We start from the raw sequence: 17,205 nt of genomic DNA, 5'->3' as shown, positions 1-17,205 counted from the left end.
CCGACTGATCCTGTAGCTGGCGCTCGTCGTCTGCGCCGTCTGCGCCGACTGCGCCCGAGGCCGCACCAAGGAGGTACCACTGGATCGTCACCGCCAGGGATTGCAAAAGACGTTGTGTGCCGCACCCCGGCGTCGGCACGGATCGGGCTTCACCAGCTGACCAAGCAGCACCAAACGGGCACCAAACAGGCACAAACCAGCAAGGAGAACGGGGCCGATGACGCTCAATGTAAAAGGCGAGGGACTCGGAGCGCAGGTCACCGGGATCGACCCCAAGAACCTCGACGATGTGTCGACCGATGAGATCCGCGACATCGTCTACAAGAACAAGCTCGTCGTTCTCAAAGATGTTCAGCCGACCCCTGAAGAATTCATCAAACTCGGCAGAATAATCGGCGAAATAGTGCCCTACTACGAGCCGATTTACCATCACAAGCAGCATCCGGAGATCTTTGTTTCGTCGACCGAGGAGGGCCACGGAGTACCCAGAACCGGTGCGTTCTGGCATATCGACTACATGTTCATGCCGGAACCTTTCGCGTTCTCGATGGTGTTGCCGCTAGCCGTGCCCGGACACGACCGCGGTACCTACTTCATCGATCTCAACGAAGTGTGGGAGTCGCTGCCGCCCGCCCAGAAAGACCCGGTCCGCGGCACGTTCAGCACCCACGATCCGCGGCGTCACATCAAGATCCGCCCACGCGACGTGTACCGGCCGATCGGGGAAGTCTGGGATGAGATCAACCGGACCACGCCCCCGATAAAGTGGCCCACCGTCATCAGGCACCCGAAGACCGCAGAAGAGATCCTCTACATCTGCGCGACGGGCACCACGTCGATCGAGGACCGAGACGGGACGCCGCTCGACCCAACGGTGTTGCAAGAACTCATGGCCGCGACCGGACAACTCGATCCCGACTACAAATCGCCGTTCATCCACACTCAACACTACGAAGTCGGCGACATCGTCTTGTGGGACAACCGGGTCCTCATGCACCGGGCCAAGCACGGCACGGCGACAGGAACTTTGACGACCCATCGGCTGACCATGCTGGACGGCCTGGCGACACCGGGATATGCCGTATGAGCACCACCGATTTGACCGCCTCCGCGCCGACCCCGGTGGCGTCCACCGGCACGGTTCCGATAGCCGAGGAGCTGCTCACCAAGGTCCTTGAACCGTACTCCTACAAGGGATGCCGCTATCTCATCGACGCGGAGTCGAAGGCCACCGCCGATTCGGTGCTTGCGTATGGCAACTTTCGCATCGGTGAGTCCGCCTACATCCGAAGCACCGGACATTTCAACGCGGTGGAACTGATCCTGTGTTTCAATCAACTCGCCTACAGCGCTTTCGCTCCGGCCGTGGCCAACAAGGATATTCCCGCGCTGCGGGGCTGGTCGCTCGAGGATTACTTTCGACTCCAGCTTTCCAGTATGTTCATCAGGAACGCGTCCTCACGATTCAAGAGACCGATCAATCCCGGAAAGTTCTCCGCGCGCTTGCTATGTCGAGATTTCCAAGTGATCGAACGAACATGGCGCTATCTACGGGTACCGTGCGCCATCGAATTTTGGGACGACGACGGTGGGGCCGCGTCGGGCGAGATCGAACTAGCAGCCCTTAATATCCCGTAACCCGCTGGTAGAAAGCAGTTTTAGCTATGTATGACTTTGCGCCCACCGTGCTAGAACGTGTCTTTGCGCAGGCTCGGCGGCGGCCGCAAGCCATCGCCTTGCGTCGTTGTGACGGTACCAGCGCAGTGCGGTATTCCGAGCTTGTCTACCAGGTGAACACACTTGCGATGACCCTTCGCGCCCAGTCGGTTTCTCGAGGTTCTCGAGTGCTGGTCATTTCGGACAACGGGCCGGAGACCTACCTGTCGGTGCTGGCTTGCGCGAGACTCGGGGCTATCGCGGTCATGGCCGACGGCAATCTTCCGGACGCAACTATCACTCGGTTTTGTCAAATCGCCGATCCCGCCGCGATTCTGATCGCGCCCAACACCAGGGTCGAGCCGTCCTCCCTGCCGGAAGCACTCCGGTCGATGCCCGCTACCGAGATCGAGGTCCACGGTGATGCAGCGAATTCAGCTCACCGAATAGGACCGGACATCGAAACCGCTACCCCGGAACCGGAACTGGGCGTCGATGATCCGCTCGCGATGATCTTCACCAGCGGTACCACCGGCGAACCCAAAGCGGTGTTGCTGGCCAACCGCACCTTCTTTGCCATCCCGGACATCTTGCGTAAAGAGCGTTTGAACTGGGTAACTTGGGTCGATGGCGAAACCACCTACTCGCCCCTGCCGGCAACGCACATTGGTGGACTGTGGTGGATACTTACCTGCCTGATGCGGGGCGGGTTGTGCATCACTGGTGGTGAGAACACGCCGTCATTGCTAGACCTGCTCAACAACAATGCCGTCGCGACAACGTGTCTGGTCCCAACGCTTGTTTCGAAACTGGTCAGCGAACTGAAGTCGGCTGGCGCCAAAGTCCCGTCACTTCGCCTGCTGGGGTATGGCGGCTCTCGGGCAAACGCAGCAGACGTGCGATTTATCGAAGCCGCCGGCATCCGCACCGCGCAGGTGTATGGGTTGAGCGAGACGGGATGCACCGCACTGTGCCTACCCACCGACGAGGACTCGATATCGAAGATCGAAGCGGGCGCCGTCGGACGCCCGTATCCCGGTGTGGAAGTTTATTTGGCGGATACCGATGCCCCCCAGCGCGACGGTCCCACCGTCGAAGGCGCCGGCCCGTCGGCGTCTTTCGGCACATTGTGGATCAAGTCACCGGCAAACATGTTGGGCTACTGGAACAATTCAGAGCGCACCCGGTCCACTCTGGTCGACGGGTGGGTGAACACCGGTGATCTGCTGGAGCGCCGAGAGGATGGCTTCTTCTACATCAAGGGCCGATCCTCGGAAATGATCATCTCCGGTGGCGTCAACATCGCACCCGACGAGGTAGACCGCATCGCCGAGGGCATTCCGGGCGTTCAAGCGGCCGCGTGTTACGAGATTCCCGACGCGGAGTTTGGCGCCCTGGTGGGGCTGGCCGTGGTGCCTACGAGAGATCTGGACGAATCGGAGACCCGCAAGCTCAAACGAACGATCGCGGCCAGCTTTCGACATCAGTCGGAGTCCATGGCACGGCCATCGACAATCGTGATCGTCGCCGACATTCCACGAACCCAGTCCGGCAAGGTCATGCGCGCATCACTGGCGGCGTCGATCGATGGACAGCAGGCCGAAGCGGCGGTTCGTGTCTGAGGCGGTGCGCCAACGGATCCTTGCCGCCGTTTGTGAGGTGCTCTACATCGACGAGTCAGACCTCACCGATGGTGATGTAACCGATCTCCGGGATCTCGGATTGGACTCGGTTCGGTTCGTTCTTTTGATGAAGCATCTTGGCGTGAACCGAGAATCGGAATTGCCGTCCCGCCTGGCCGAGCACCTGTCGATTGCCGGCTGGGTTTGGGAATTGGAGAACCACGGAGAATGTGATGGCCACGCCTAAGGATCGGCTCGCGGATCGAGTTCCCCTAAGCAGGTCGCAGCGGAACCTCTACAACGGGGTGCTGCAGGACAACGATCCCGCGCTGTATCTGATCGGCAAACGCTATCGGTTCCATCCACTGGAACCATCGAGATTCCTGGCCGCGCTGAAAGCGTCGATACTCGGTAATCCGGTGCAGCTCTGCGTTCTCCAAGGGCCGTCCGCGGGGCTCGACTATCCAGAGCTCGTGCTGAGGCTGCAGTTCGACGACATCGTGCACGTCTGCCCGGCCACTCGGCACCAGGACGATCCCGGTGGCGATGGACTCATCCGCGCATGGTCTTCCGGTATCCTCGCCAAGCCACTGGTGCGCTACACCGTTTGGACCGGCGAGCGCGGTCATGTATCAGGCCTTGACGTCTACACACACCACATACTGCTCGATGGCGGCGCGACCGGGATGATCGAGGCCGATTTGGCACGGTACCTCGACGATGCTGCTGAGATCCCCTGCATCACTGCGGACTTGAGCAAGCTGGCAAACGCGCACCGCCGTGAGGCGGCCAGAGTGGACGAGTCGCTGGCTCGTCTAGCCGATGTCGTGCAGCGTGAGCTGGCCAACGACGCCCACCGCGGCGCCCCCGCACCAGGTCGGGGCGACGCACCCGGGGGGGCGGCCAGGGGTCGCCTGTGCGACTCAGCGCGAGTCTCCGGCCACGCCTACGACGTACTCCTTGCCCTCTCCGAGCGTGCGCACGTGCCCCTCAACGCACTGGTCGCCACCGCGGCGGTAGCGGTGGATTCGAGCGTTCGGCAGAGCACCGAGACCCTGCTAGTTCACGCAGTTGACAACCGCTTCGGAGATCCCGATCTCCATGTCGCCACCTGTCTAGTCAATTCGATTGCGCACTCCGTCCGATTTCCCCCCTTCGCTTCGGTGGGCGACGTCGTTCGAATGCTCGATCGGGGATATGTCAAGGCGGTAAGACGCCGTTGGTTGCGCGAAGAGCATTACCGACGAATGTATTTGGCGGTCAACCGGACGCCGCACGTGCAGGCGCTGACGCTCAACTTTATTCGCGAGTCGTGCGCACCGGGCCTGCGCCCGTTCCTGACGGAAGCGCCGGTCGCCACGGACATCGGGCCGGTGGAGGGCATGACCGTGGCATGTGTCCTCGACGAGGACCGGCGCACACTTGACCTGGCCATCTGGGACAGAGCCGATCTGCCTGAGCGGGAGCGGCCGACCAAGGTCGCAGACCGCATCGCTGCGGCGTTGGAGTCGATGCCGGAGCTGTGGGGCCAACCGATCGCGATGGCTGTCGGCGAATGGCTTGAAGTTACCGCGGAAGGTAGCCGCTGCCAAGGCAATACGGTAATCAACAGCGACCCGACGGGCATGCGAGCGTGGTTCTTGGATCCTGCCGGGGCCGTCCAAAAGTTTCTTGAACGGCGCCGCTACGTCGACCAATGGGTTGGCTGGCTGGTGAGCAATAACGCCGTCCCGGGTGACGTCGTGGTATTCGCCGACGACAACACCGACAAGACGATCGACCTGCTGGTCGCATGTCATCTGGCCGGCTGCGGCTACAGCGTCTGCGACAGCGTCGACGAGGTCGACGCCCGAGCGCACGCGATTGCCGCTCATGGCGAAGGCATTTCGGCGCACAAAGTAGACGTGGCCGCTGCGCACCTTGCGCCGGCGCCGGAGGCCGAGTTGCGACAGCTCGTTCGACTGCGCGTCGAGCAGGTGACTCAGGACGCTGCGTTGGCCAGCAACACGGCATACGTTATGCCGACCTCGGGATCGACCGGACAACCCAAACTCGTCCGAATCTCCCACGGATCGCTCGCGTTTTTTTGCGATGCGGTCAGGGTGGCCTATGGCTGGGCAACAAGCGACACCCTCCTGCAATGCGCGCCGTTGACATCGGACATCAGCGTCGAGGAGATTTTTGGCAGCGCGATTTGCGGGGCTGAGCTGATCCGTTCCACCGCCATGAGATCCGGCGACTTGGACACGCTGGTAGCAGAGGTGGGCACCAAGGGTCCAACGGTGCTGGATCTACCGAGCGCAGTGTGGCACCTGCTGTGCGAGGACGACGACGCGATCGATCCGCTCCGCCACTCACGCCTGCGGCAAATCGTTATCGGCGGCGAACCGGTGCGGCCCAGCGCCGTCGACAAGTGGACACGGTCCGCTGCCGCCCAGCAGATCTCGGTTGTCTCAAGCTACGGTCCGACGGAGACCACGGTCGTCGTCAGCTACTTACCCATCGTCGGCAACGGCTGGTCCGTCTCGGCGAACGCTGGCCGCAGGTTGGGCCGTCCGGTGGCGCCTAACACGGTGTTCGTGGCATTCGGTGAAGTCGTCATTGCCGGTGATTTGGTGTCCGCCGGCTATCTGGGGAGGGATGACAGCAGCTTTGGCACCGTGACGGCCAGCGACGGTTCACGACGTCGGGTCTTCGCCACTGCGGACCGGGTAACCGTGGATAATGACGGCTTTTTCGTTTTCTCGGGGCGCAGGGACGCCATCGTCAAGATCTCCGGCAAACGTGTCGACACGGCGGCGCTCGTGCGGCGCATCCACGAGGAGCCCACGATATCCGATGTCGCCGTCGAGCCGCACGACGGAAGCCTCGCGGTGTGGTTCGAAACGCTGCGGACCCGCGAAGGCGCCGAGGACGAGCCAGCACAGGCACGAATCAAGCGCATCCTCGTCGGCTCACAAGTGCCCTCGTTTTCTGTTGTCGGGGTGCCGCACATCCCCAGGAAGCCCAACGGGAAGATCGACAGTGCCAATCTGCCGACGCTGCCTCGGCTCGCGGATGCGGCCGAAAGCGATGCCGAATCCACCGAACTGGCGCGTGGCCTCGCCGAGGTCTGGAGTCGGCACCTCGGCAGGGTTATCCGCCCCGAGGCGTCGCTGCTCGCCGAGGGGATCGGCTCACTGGACCTGATCAGAATCCTCCCCGACACGCGCAGGTATCTGGGTCACAACCTGTCAATTCTCGATCTGATCAGCGCCGACAGTGCCAGCGCGCTGGCCGGCAACCTCGGTCTGGCCATGTCGGGTGCCGACGCCTGGATGGACGTCGACGCGGCCGCTGAGATCGCACGCGATCTTGCGGCGATATCGCACCGGCGGCCCGCTATTGCGTTGCACGCCACAGCGCGACGCCAGACAATCCTGGTGCTGGGCGCGTCGGGAATTCTCGGCACCGGATTTGCCCAGGCGCTCCTCGAACTGCGGCAGTCCGGACTGCGCTGCCCGGAAGTGGTCCTGGCTACCCGGTCCCAGCTGCCAGAACGAGATCCGTGGACGGCGTTACGGCGCTTCGACGGGGTGCGGATCGAACGACTCCCCGCCGAGTTTGGCGCGGCGGAACTGGATGTCCTAATCCGCGACACCGGTGCGCGAACCGTCGTGAACTGTATCGGCAATACCAACGTGCTCGTACCTTATCGCGAGCTTCGATTGGCGAACGTGCAGCTGGTATCCGCGATCGCTGAGGCATGCGCCCGACGTGCCACCAGGTTGGTGCATTTGTCGACGTACGTCGTCAATGCCGATGTGACGGTGCCACGGGTGACCGCTCCGGGTGCCGCGCCCTACCCTTACGCGGCATCAAAGTCACTGGCGGAGCTGGTGATAGCCGGATGGGGCGCGGACCTTGATTTCACCATCACCCGACTGCCCCGGGTGCTCGGCGAGGGTTATCAATTGCCCGACTCCGCCGACATTCTGGTGTCCGTCGTCGATGCCTGCATCGCGCTGCGGGCCTGCCCGGTGCTGCACTTGACCGAAGGGGTTACCACCGGCCGAGCCGCCGCCAAGGCGATACTTCGGGGGATGCCGGGGCTAGTGGAATCGGCCGAGCCGGGAGGCGGCATCACCGTGGTACGCGGTGCCGCGGTGAATTACCGGGACCTGCTCCGCGGCTATTCGCTCGAGGAAATCACCGCCTTGGACTGGAAGCATCGGCTAGACCAAAGCGACTGGGCGAGAAGGCATCCGCGAAGATGGTCGGTGGTGGACGGGTGGTTCTCCTTAGGCATGAAACTGGGCGACCGCTCGTATGCAGAGTATCTGGCCGATTACCCGACCATCGCGCTCGGCGTCGAATCCGTCACCGAGCTCACTGCGCCACCGCGGTCGGTGCGCGCCCTGCTCGCGCACGGCCTGTCCCGCTAACCCGCACCACACTCGAGTCATAATCCGTGGCGGGGATCTCCGGCGTGTCGGCGGCGTAGTTTATATGTCGCGGAGGACACTCGGCCCGTCGTGAGCAACGTGGCCGCCCTAGCGGGACCGGCCCGCCAGGGCCAGGTCCGCGGTACCGGTGTGCGCCGGCGTCACCGGCGCCCGCCCCGGTCGCGAGCGCACCCGGATCGGCCACCAGAACCAACGACCCAGCAGCGCGGCGATGGATGGTGTCATGAACGCGCGCACGATCAAGGTATCGAACAGCAGGCCCAAACCGATGGTGGTGCCCACCTGCCCGATCATCCGCACGTCACTGACCATCATGGATGCCATGGTGAAAGCGAACACCAGTCCGGCGTTGGTCACGACTTTGCCTGTGCCACCCATGGATCGGATAATTCCGGTGTTGATGCCGGCGTGTATTTCCTGTTTGAACCGGGAGACCAGCAGCAGGTTGTAGTCCGACCCCACGGCGAGCAGAACGATCACCGACATTGCCAGCACCAGCCAGTGCAACGGCATGCCGATAATGTGCTGCCAGAACAGCACCGACAACCCGAACGAAGCTCCCAGTGAGATCGCCACGGTTCCCACGATCACTCCGGCGGCCACCAAGGCCCGGGTGAGAATCAGCATGATGATGAAAATCAGGCAGAGCGAGGCAACTCCGGCGATGACAAGATCCCACTTCGCGCCCTCGGAGACATCTTTGAAGATGGCGCCCACTCCCGCCAGATAGATCTTGGAATTCTCCAGCGGAGTTCCCTTGAGTGACTCCTCGGCGGCGGTACGAATCCCGTCGATGCTCGCAATCCCGCCGGCCGAGGCGGGGTCACTTCGATGCAGGATGATGAAGCGAGCCGCATGCCCGTCCGGTGACAAGAAGTTTCCCATCGCACGCTTGAAGTCCTCGTTCTTGAACACTTCCGGCGGCAGATAGAAGGAATCGTCGTTTTTGGCCGCGTCGAACGCCTTACCCATGGCGTTCGCGTTCTCACTCACCTCGTTCATCTGGTCGAACATGCCCGACATGGTGCTGTGCATCGTCAGCATCATGATCCGCATGCTTTCCATGGTTTCGATCATCGGAGGGAACGTGGTGAGCATCTCGGGCATCAGCCGGTCCAGTTCTTTGATGTCACTGACCAGCGCATCCAGTTTCTCGTCGATCTGGTCAATGCCGTCCAGCGCATCGAAAATCGACCGGAACGACCAGCAGAGCGGAATGTCGTAACAGTGCTTCTCCCAGTAGAAGTAGCTGCGGATCGGCCGCCAGAAGTCATCGAAATCCGAAATTTTGTCCCGCAGTTCAGCGGTGATCTGTTGCATCTCGACGGTGTCACCAACCATCCGGTGAGTGCTGACGGCCAGCTGCGACATCAGGTCGTACATCCGGCTCATCAGTGCGATGGTGCGGGCCATGTCGTCAGCCTGGGTCAGCAAGTCATTCATCCGGGCCCGCTGATAGTGCAGCAACTGCACCTGACCGGCGTTTTGCATGCTCAGCTGGAACGGGATCGACGTGTGGTCCATGGTGGTGCCGTCGGGTCGGGTTATGGCCTGCACGCGGGAGATACCCGGAACCCGGAATATGCCTTTGGCCAGCTTGTCCAATACCAGAAAGTCGGCAGGATCACGCATGTCGTGATCCGACTCGATCATCAATATCTCGGGGTTCATCCGGGCGTGGGAGAAGTGGCGGTCCGCGACCGCGAAGCCTTGATTGGCGGGGATGAAACTAGGCAGATATGCCCGATCGTTGTAACTGGGCTGGTAGCCGGGCAGGGTGATCAGGCCGATGAGAGCGATGGCGCAGGTGACGACGAGGATGGGTGCCGGCCAGCGCACCACCGCAGTGCCGACTCGTCGCCAGCCGCGCACCTTGAGCACCCGCTTGGGATCGAACAGGCCGAACCGGCCGCCGACAATGAGAACTGCCGGTCCCAACGTCAGCGCGACGAACAGGGCGACCAGCATCCCCGCCGCACAGGGGACGCCCAGAGTCTGGAAATAGGGCATCCGGGTGAAGCTGAGGCAAAAGGTCGCAGCCGCGATGGTGAAACCGGAGCCCAGGATGACATGGGCGGTCCCCCGGTACATGGTGTAGAAGGCCGTTTCCCTGTCCTCGCCGGCCTGTCGAGCTTCTTGGTAGCGACCGATGATGAAGATCCCATAGTCGGTGCCGGCGGCGATGGCAAGCGACGTGAGCAGGCTCACCGCGAATGTCGAGAGTCCGATGAGTTCGTTGTGTCCGAGCAGCGCCACGGCGCCTCGGGCCGCGGTCAATTCCACCCCGACCGTGAGCAGCAGCAGGAACACGGTGATCGGCGACCGGTAGACGAACAGCAACATGATCAGGATCACCACGATGGTGGTCACGGTGATCTTGGCCATGGATTTGTCGCCGCTCTTGTGCAGGTCTGCGGCCAGCGCCGGGCCCCCGGTGACGTAGGCCGTGACCCCCGGTGGCGCTGGGGTGCTGTCAACGATCCGGCGGACCGCGTCGACGGATTCGTTGGCCAGTAGCTCGCCTTGCTTGCCGGCGAGATTCACCTGGACGGTGGCGGCCTTGCCGTCGTTGCTCTGGGCGCCGGCCGCGGTAAGTGGATCCCCCCAGAAGTCCTGGATGCTGAGCACGTGCGCGTTGTCGGCGCGCAATTTTCGGATCAGCACCTCGTAGAACTCGTGGGCGTTGTCACCGAGGGGCTTGTCCCCCTCCAGGACGATCATCGCCACACTGTCGGTTTCACCTTCGTTGAAGACATGTCCGATGCGGTTGAGGGCCACCACCGACGGCGCGTCGGTGGGGCTCAGCGACACCGCTCGTTCCTGTCCGACCACCTCCAACGAGGGCACGAACACGCTGAGTATGACGACGACTGCCAGCCAGAACAGGATGATCGGCAGCGCGAGGGCGTGGATCACTCGTGCGATAGCGGGCCGTTCGGCGTGTGTGGAACCGGCGGGCGCGGAAAGAGTGGTATTCAACCCGACGTCACCCTACCGAAACGCTGCCGCACGCCTGGGCGTGGTACAGGCGAGCACATTGAAGCCAATGCTGTTGTCTTGCAAAACAAGACGTTCCATCGCAGAAATCAAGGCGGCCAACTCTCAATCGCGTTTCATCGCGGGGTGGTTGCGCACCAAGAACGGCAGCAGCCACTCGGGCGGGGTAATCCGGACCAGGCCGGCCGAGAGCCGGTTGGCCATGCCCGGCACGACAACGGCCTTTCCTGCCGCCAAACCATCGATTCCCGCCTGTGCGACTTGAGCTGCGGGTTTCCACATGATCTTCGGCATGGCCCCATCGACTTCCTCTTGGGTGAATCCCGCGGCGTCGCCGAAGCCGGTATCCACCGGTCCTGGGCATAGCGCCGTCGCGGAGACCCCGGTACCTCGTAGCTCGCCGCGCAGGCTGTGCGTGTAGGACAGGACAAACGCTTTGGCCGCGCCGTAGGCCGCCTGTCCGGGCAGCGGACCAAATGCGGCCACCGACGCCACGTTCAACACCGCACCCCGACGACGTTCGACCATTCCCGGCAGGATTCTGCTACACAGGTCGACGACGGCGGCCACGTCGACTTCGACCAAGTTAAGTTCTTTTTCTGGAACCGATTTCGCCACCCGGCCAAGCGTCGACAGTCCGGCATTGTTGACCAGGATGTCCGGCGTCATGCCAAGCGCGGCGACCCTGTCCAACAGGGCGGCCCGCTCGCTTCGCTGCGACAGGTCGGCCGGCAGGGGATGCACCTGCGGGCCCAGCCGTCCGGCCAGGGCTTCGAGCTTGTCAGCGCTTCGGGCCACCAAGACGACCTGATAGCCACGCTGCGAAAGGATCCGGGCGAATTCCTCACCGATGCCCGACGAGGCCCCGGTGACGACGGCGGCGCGGTCGCTTCCTGAGGGGGGGAGAGCCATACGGTGACCGTACCGGGCGCCCCGACAGGGGGGCGAAGGTTGGGCCAACCAGCCGATTCCGCGGACCCTACCGCCACCATCCCGGCCGGCGGCGATACCGTGCCGTCGTCCGGACAAACTGCCTGGTCATCTCCCAGCCGAGTCGGTTGCTTCCGCGAGCGCGGCGAGCCGATCGAGGCGAAGCGCGCAGCATCTGGACGGTCGTCGCTTGCGCGCGGGCGCATCTAGCGGGGTCGGTCAGCTCCGTCCAGTCGTAGGTGTGCGTGACCGCCGTGCGCGTCGGGCCCACCGGGGTGAGCTGCCACCGCCACAAATGCCCGGGCGGTTGTCTACCCGGTTCGGACGGATGCCAGGCGATTCGTCGACCCTCGGTGAATTCGACCACGTGATTCTCCCGAACGGTACCCATGGTCAACGTCATGCGGAAGACATCGCCGACCTGGCGTACTCGCTGTCCTGCCGGGCAATGCGCGAGGTTTTCGTTGCCGTCCCATTCGGGCTGGTGGGCCGGGTCGGCGATCAGTTCGAAGAGCGTCTCCGCGCTGGCCGCTATCTCGCGGGTGGCGCTCACAATGCGTTTCCGCGGTTCCGAATCGGCGTCAGCCACAACCACATCCAAGCACCGCGGCCGATGTGACTTTGTGGCCGACAGCATCGGGATCTTTGGCCATCGACCAAAACCTGGCCGGCTGCGATAGTGATGGGATCCGGGTCACCGGTGGTCTGTCCGAAGAGCAGCAAGCCCACTTTTGGGTGAGGCCGGAAAGCGGCCTGCTTGACCCACCGTCTGAAGACGGGGATCTGCCTTCGGACAGACCTATTCGTGTCTTGCTTTCGTGCCCGCCGGCAACAAGAACGTCTAGTCCAGCACGTCCAGCAGGCGCAGCAGAATTCGAGCAGAACCGACCGCAACCTCGTCGACAAACCGATTGAAGTCCAACCCGGAATCGCCGCCGGCCAGATCGGAAAGCGCTCGCACGACCAACCATGGGATGGCAAAGGATTCGCACACTTGAGCAACCGCGCCCCCCTCCATTTCGATTGCCAGGGCCCCGAAGTCGTCTCGGAGTCTGTCTCGGGTGCGCGCGCAGTGCAGGTACTGGTCACCGGTCAGGATGGTCCCGTAGCTGATCTGCGGCGGGTGAGCGCCGCCCCCCGCAGCCGCGGATAGCGACGGCAGGGCAAAGCCCTCGAGCCGCTGTTTGACGCGGTCGATCAACTCGGGGTTGACCCGATGGCCGAGCCGTTCGGTGGGATTGATGAACGGGACGTGCCCGGGCTGATAGGGCTGCAGCGACCCATCGGTAATCAATCCAAAATCGTGCTGTACCACGCGCTCCGCGATGACAATGTCGCCGATGTCCAGCTGGGGATCCAGTCCGCCCGCCACCCCGGTGAAAACCACAGTGCGGCAACGGAATCTATCGGCAAGTAGGGTGGCGACCAGGCCGGCATTGACTTTTCCCATACCGGCTCCGGCCAGCACTACCCGGTGGGTGTCGAGGTCACCGGTGTCGAAGGTGACCTGCGCAATCGCCTGGCGTTTGGCATCGACCAAGGCGCGGCGCAGATATGCCAGCTCTGGCGGGATCGCGCAGATGACGCCGATCGTCACAGTGAGCCGTTCGGTTGCAACTCAATCTCCAATCGCCCGCGCGATTGTATCCGTACCGCCCTATCGTGCGGTTGCTACGTCGGCGCGGTACAGCGCAACTGGCCGCGGTCAGGGCCGCGCAGCCAGGAACGTTTCGTTGGCCAGTCCGGCCGCGAGTTCCTCGACGTCGAAGGGCCGGTCGAGGCGAGCGCGAAACTTCTCGGTGTCGACCAGCAGGCTTATCTCGTAGGTCTGGCGGGCAAAGAACCTTCCGACCAGGGGGTAGAGCCGACGCATCGCGACCCGGCCCGCGGCACCGCTGCTCGCCGCGCAATAGCCGACATGGCCTAGCTCGTCAGTAAGAATTTCGCTGTAGAGCCGCTCGATTCGCGTCACGACGTCCGGTTCGTCGGCGAACAACTCGACGCCGGCGCGACGCAGCTCGTCGAACATGATGCAGCCCGCCATTTCGCCCGCTCCCACGAATGGAGATGCGAGTCGATCGGGGAGGAACACGCTGGTCTTGACGAATTGGCGCACCAGGAACGGCGGCGCAACCACCTGGAACGGCAGACCGAACATGTCCAGCACATACGCCAGCAGCCGGGTGTGATAGTGCTCCTCGAGTTCGACGTAGACCCGCTCGGGCGGCATGTCGTCTCCGCTGTTTCGTCCGTAGGTCTCGCCCAAGTTCACTCCGAAACGCTCGGCCTGGTTCAGCTTGGCGGTGGCCAACAGGAACAACATCGCGCGATCAAGACCCGGTTCCGGCCGACGGCGGCGCAGATTCCGCACAAAGACCTGGCGATCGATGTGCCGAGTGGAGCGGACGGGCTCTGATTCCAACCATCCGAAAAACTCTTCGCGGCTGGCCAGCCGGCGGTTCAACAGATCGGCCTCACCATCGCGCCGCGCCAGATATGCACGGTAGCCCTCGATACCTGAATCGTTCATCGCGCCTCCATCCCTCGAACGATTGTTGTGACGTAGCGGTCCAAAAGCGCGGCCCGAGCCCGCGGCGATGCTGCGCCGGTGGTCAACAAGGCGAACAATCCGCTAAGGAAGATGACTCCCAGTTCGTCCGCCTTGGCTTCTGAGAGCACCCGTTTCGTGCGCTGCGCCTCGGCGATGGCGGCGATGACGAACGCGGCAAGCGGGTGCTGGGCCAACTCGTCCTCGACAGGTCGCGTTGCCACGAAATGTAATCCGAGCATGTCTCGAAAAACGACCGGCCCCAATCGCCGCTCGGCGGCAAGCACCTCGCGCACCAGCAGCGTCAACACCGAGATCAGATCGGCGGGTGTCGCCGTTGGATTGGCCAGCTTCGCGACTATTTTGTCTTCCTCGGCGCGCTCCAACTCCACCAGCACGTGTTCTTTGGTGGGGAAGTGGAAGTAGAAGGTGCCTCGCGATACGCCGGCCGCGGTGGCGATCGCCGCGACATCCGCGCCCGCAAGCCCCGACCGGCCGATCTCGGTCACCGCGGCATCAAAGACCAGCGCCCGGGTCTGCAGCCGCTGTGCCTCGCGCACCTTCTTCGCTGGCGAATCCGGAGAAATTGTGGACGTTCTCGGGCGCACAGTAGCACCGTACGAGTTTCACTGACAGGTGTCAATAACGGACGTCAATGACGTATGTCAACGGGTGTCAATGAGTTGCGTTACCGGGACCGCGTCTGAATCGCAGGAGATAGCCGGGCAGGCGGCGGGCCGGCAACGACCTGGGCCAGTCCTCGGCCCGAAAATAGGCATCCGAACCACCGTCTACGAACACCACACTGCCGCAGAGGAATTCCGCGGAACTGGAGAGCATGAAGCATATCCAGTCGGCCATGTGCGTGACGTCGCCAAATCCGCCGACAGGGATTGGGAAAGACCTCACGGCCTTGGACTGGGTTGGGTCCGATAACTGTTCCTGCAGCAGTGGCGTCATGGTGGCCCCGGGAGCCAAGGCGTTCAGACGGATACCCGAACCTGCCCAGGCCGGCAGCACCGCGTGTCGGCGAACCCAGGTGCTCACGGCGATTTTCGACGCGGCATACATCAGCGTGGGCGCCGCCCTGCCGAACAGGTTTACCGTGCGCACCGCCTTGTCGACGTCCGCCGCCAGCAGCGCCCGCACCACACGCCGGGGAACCACCGGAACCGTCGTCGCGGAGTTGCTTGCGACGACGACGGCCTTGGCGCGTTCGGCGGCGGCCAGCACGGGTCGCCACGCCTGCAACAACTCCACCGCGCCGAGGTAGTTGACCTCTGCGATTCGTGGCACTCGCCCCCGACCCGGGCTAGGGCCGATGCCGGCAGCCAGAACGGCGCCGTCGAGCTTGCCTCCGCAGGCCGAGACCACGTCCGCGGCGGCCCGCGCCCGGCCATCGGGTGTTGACAAATCGGCGACGACGTCGGCGTCCCGAAGGTCCACGCCGAGCACGGTGTGGCCGTCGTCGCGGAGCCGAGCCGCGGCCGCCTGGCCCATCCCTGATGCCGATCCGGTGATTGCGTAGCGACCCATACTCTCCGTTCCTGGTCCGTCACGGTAGCGCCGACGAGCATTGGACCGCTACCGACTCGGCGCGGCGGCTATCCGCCCGATCGGCTGCCGAAATCAGGCCGTCGCGGCCGCGCGTTCGAGATCTAGCAGCTGTTCGCCGTGCCGCTCCTCGTCATACGCCTTGCGGCCACCGCGCAGGCCGAACAGCCGCTTGGAGATCAACAGATACAGCACCGCGGCCACGTTGATCGTCAGGGTCACTACACGCGTCATGGTGACGCCTTTGGCCAGGTCATGGATCTCCAACGGCAGGAAAATCGAAGTGGCCACCACGGCGAAGTATTCGCCCCATCGTTTGAGCATCCATAGACCCACGCCCTCGATGACCTGCAGAACGGCGTAGGCGGAGAGCACGAGCGTTATCAGCGCCAACGTTGACGGTTTCGCGGCCAGCGCCTTCTCCAGTTCTTGGATGGCGAACATCTGATCGACCTTGAATCCAGCGGCGCGAAATATCGGCAGGTCACGATCGAGGGTCGCTTGGATAGCCCCGCGCGCACCGCGAAACTCCCACACCGCCCAGGCGGCGATCCCCAGCACCATAGCCCGCAACAGGCGTTCGACCCCAAGCGCCCGAATTATGATCGCCTGCCGTAACGCCTTGCCGCGCATGATCAGCGGCGCATCTTCGGGGCGGCCACGTCCATGAGGCGCACCCAGGGTGAAATCGCCACAGCGAAGACAGCGCCACACCTCGCCCAGCTCGGTCTTGGCCCTAAGTCTCTCCGCGAGGGCCCGATCATCGGGCTCGTAGGTGGCGTGTCCGCCGAGCGAACAGACCATCAACTCCCACCGGTTGATGCCACGGTTTTCACGCTTGACCACGGGGCGATCATTCAATGTGGGTGGGGAACCACGCAAGCCCCGCGGAGGTCAACCAGGAAATCGCTGGCCGGCGACGGCTAGTCCGGTGCCTGCCAGGTGATCAAGACGCGCCCGTAGAGCAGGCGCCGCACTCGAGCTCCGGGAAGCACCGCGCGGGCGTGGCCGCGGAGCCGTGAAAGGTTGTCCGGTGGCGACCATTTGATCGCGGCGGTGTGCTCCCATTTGCCCCTGACGCGGTTGGCGATGCCGCACGCGACCCGGCCGGTCAGATGCCACAGTCCGTTTCGGAGCGCAGGTTTCACGAAGGTGACCACCGCGAGTGTCCCCCGGACCGGACGAGGCTGGCAAGCCTGGCCAGTGCGGCGCCGCTGTCCTCGATGTGGTGCAGGCCAGAAAACCATCACCACAACCGACGTCGAGAACACGCTGAGCCCCGCTGCGGGACCTGCGACGCCAACATCGCGTCGTAGTAAGTGGTGATGTTGCACGGATGTCCCGCCAACACCGATCGAAAATATCCGTTCGGGCCCTAATGTTAACCATTGGGGGTAGGGACCGGATTGGCCCGCGTGACGTGCTGCATGCGCTTCGGAAGCCAGTTCGCGTG

Annotated in this window: 12 protein-coding genes and 2 pseudogenes; 5 read left to right on the top strand and 9 right to left on the bottom strand. The window is 63.4% G+C overall.

Going from position 1 to position 17,205, the window contains the following annotated elements:
* The first annotated feature begins 217 nt into the window (after positions 1–217).
* The 5 genes from scoE to MB901379_RS00910 are packed head-to-tail and all read left to right on the top strand — an operon-like array spanning position 218 to position 7,702.
* Positions 218–1,087: a (3R)-3-[(carboxymethyl)amino]fatty acid oxygenase/decarboxylase gene (scoE, locus tag MB901379_RS00930; RefSeq protein WP_158014893.1), complete on the top strand. Its 870-nt coding sequence runs from the start codon at positions 218–220 to the stop codon at positions 1,085–1,087.
* Positions 1,084–1,638: an FcoT family thioesterase gene (locus MB901379_RS00925; RefSeq protein ID WP_158014892.1), complete on the top strand. Its 555-nt coding sequence runs from the start codon at positions 1,084–1,086 to the stop codon at positions 1,636–1,638. Before scoE ends, MB901379_RS00925 begins: the two co-directional genes overlap by 4 nt.
* 26 nt (positions 1,639–1,664) lie before the next feature.
* Positions 1,665–3,278 carry a fatty acid--CoA ligase FadD10 gene (gene fadD10, locus MB901379_RS00920; RefSeq protein WP_158014891.1) on the top strand — a complete coding sequence of 538 codons (1,614 nt, stop codon included), beginning with the start codon at positions 1,665–1,667 and terminating at the stop codon, positions 3,276–3,278.
* A gap of 4 nt (positions 3,279–3,282) precedes the next feature.
* A complete protein-coding gene (locus MB901379_RS00915; protein WP_158018859.1) occupies positions 3,283–3,525 on the top strand; it encodes an acyl carrier protein in 243 nt (80 codons plus the stop codon).
* Entirely contained in the window at positions 3,512–7,702 is a 4,191-nt protein-coding gene (locus tag MB901379_RS00910; RefSeq protein WP_158014890.1) for an AMP-binding protein, read from the top strand. The genes MB901379_RS00915 and MB901379_RS00910 overlap by 14 nt, the downstream gene beginning before the upstream one ends.
* Before the next feature lie 108 nt (positions 7,703–7,810).
* Here the strand turns inward: MB901379_RS00910 and MB901379_RS00905 are convergent, their stop codons facing one another.
* The 9 genes and pseudogenes from MB901379_RS00905 to MB901379_RS00865 all read right to left on the bottom strand — a co-directional run.
* Complete coding sequence (locus MB901379_RS00905; protein ID WP_158014889.1) at positions 7,811–10,702, bottom strand: MMPL/RND family transporter; 2,892 nt, start codon at positions 10,700–10,702, stop codon at positions 7,811–7,813.
* 123 nt (positions 10,703–10,825) lie between these two features.
* On the bottom strand, positions 10,826–11,632 hold the full coding sequence (locus MB901379_RS00900; protein WP_158014888.1) for an SDR family NAD(P)-dependent oxidoreductase: 807 nt from the start codon (positions 11,630–11,632) through the stop codon (positions 10,826–10,828).
* Positions 11,633–11,758: 126 nt separating this feature from the next.
* Positions 11,759–12,245 (bottom strand): annotated as a pseudogene (locus tag MB901379_RS00895) (SRPBCC family protein).
* A gap of 246 nt (positions 12,246–12,491) precedes the next feature.
* Positions 12,492–13,247: a 5'-methylthioadenosine/adenosylhomocysteine nucleosidase gene (locus MB901379_RS00890; RefSeq protein ID WP_158014887.1), complete on the bottom strand. Its 756-nt coding sequence runs from the start codon at positions 13,245–13,247 to the stop codon at positions 12,492–12,494.
* 108 nt (positions 13,248–13,355) lie between these two features.
* Positions 13,356–14,180, bottom strand: coding sequence for a hypothetical protein (locus MB901379_RS00885; RefSeq protein ID WP_158014886.1), 825 nt, complete (start codon positions 14,178–14,180; stop codon positions 13,356–13,358).
* Positions 14,177–14,806 carry a TetR/AcrR family transcriptional regulator gene (locus MB901379_RS00880; protein WP_158014885.1) on the bottom strand — a complete coding sequence of 210 codons (630 nt, stop codon included), beginning with the start codon at positions 14,804–14,806 and terminating at the stop codon, positions 14,177–14,179. Before MB901379_RS00880 ends, MB901379_RS00885 begins: the two co-directional genes overlap by 4 nt.
* 67 nt (positions 14,807–14,873) lie before the next feature.
* On the bottom strand, positions 14,874–15,734 hold the full coding sequence (locus MB901379_RS00875; protein ID WP_158014884.1) for an SDR family oxidoreductase: 861 nt from the start codon (positions 15,732–15,734) through the stop codon (positions 14,874–14,876).
* Between the two features lie 93 nt (positions 15,735–15,827).
* Positions 15,828–16,598: a DUF2127 domain-containing protein gene (locus MB901379_RS00870; RefSeq protein WP_158014883.1), complete on the bottom strand. Its 771-nt coding sequence runs from the start codon at positions 16,596–16,598 to the stop codon at positions 15,828–15,830.
* A 77-nt stretch (positions 16,599–16,675) separates the two neighbouring features.
* Positions 16,676–16,992, bottom strand: a pseudogene (locus tag MB901379_RS00865) (SAM-dependent methyltransferase); the annotation flags it as partial.
* Between the last annotated feature and the right edge of the window lie 213 nt (positions 16,993–17,205).

This window comes from Mycobacterium basiliense (genome assembly GCF_900292015.1).
In the GTDB taxonomy this organism is placed as follows: domain Bacteria; phylum Actinomycetota; class Actinomycetes; order Mycobacteriales; family Mycobacteriaceae; genus Mycobacterium; species Mycobacterium basiliense.
The sequence above is the reverse complement of the archived record's forward strand: the minus strand, read 5'-3'. Positions and strand labels throughout refer to the sequence as shown.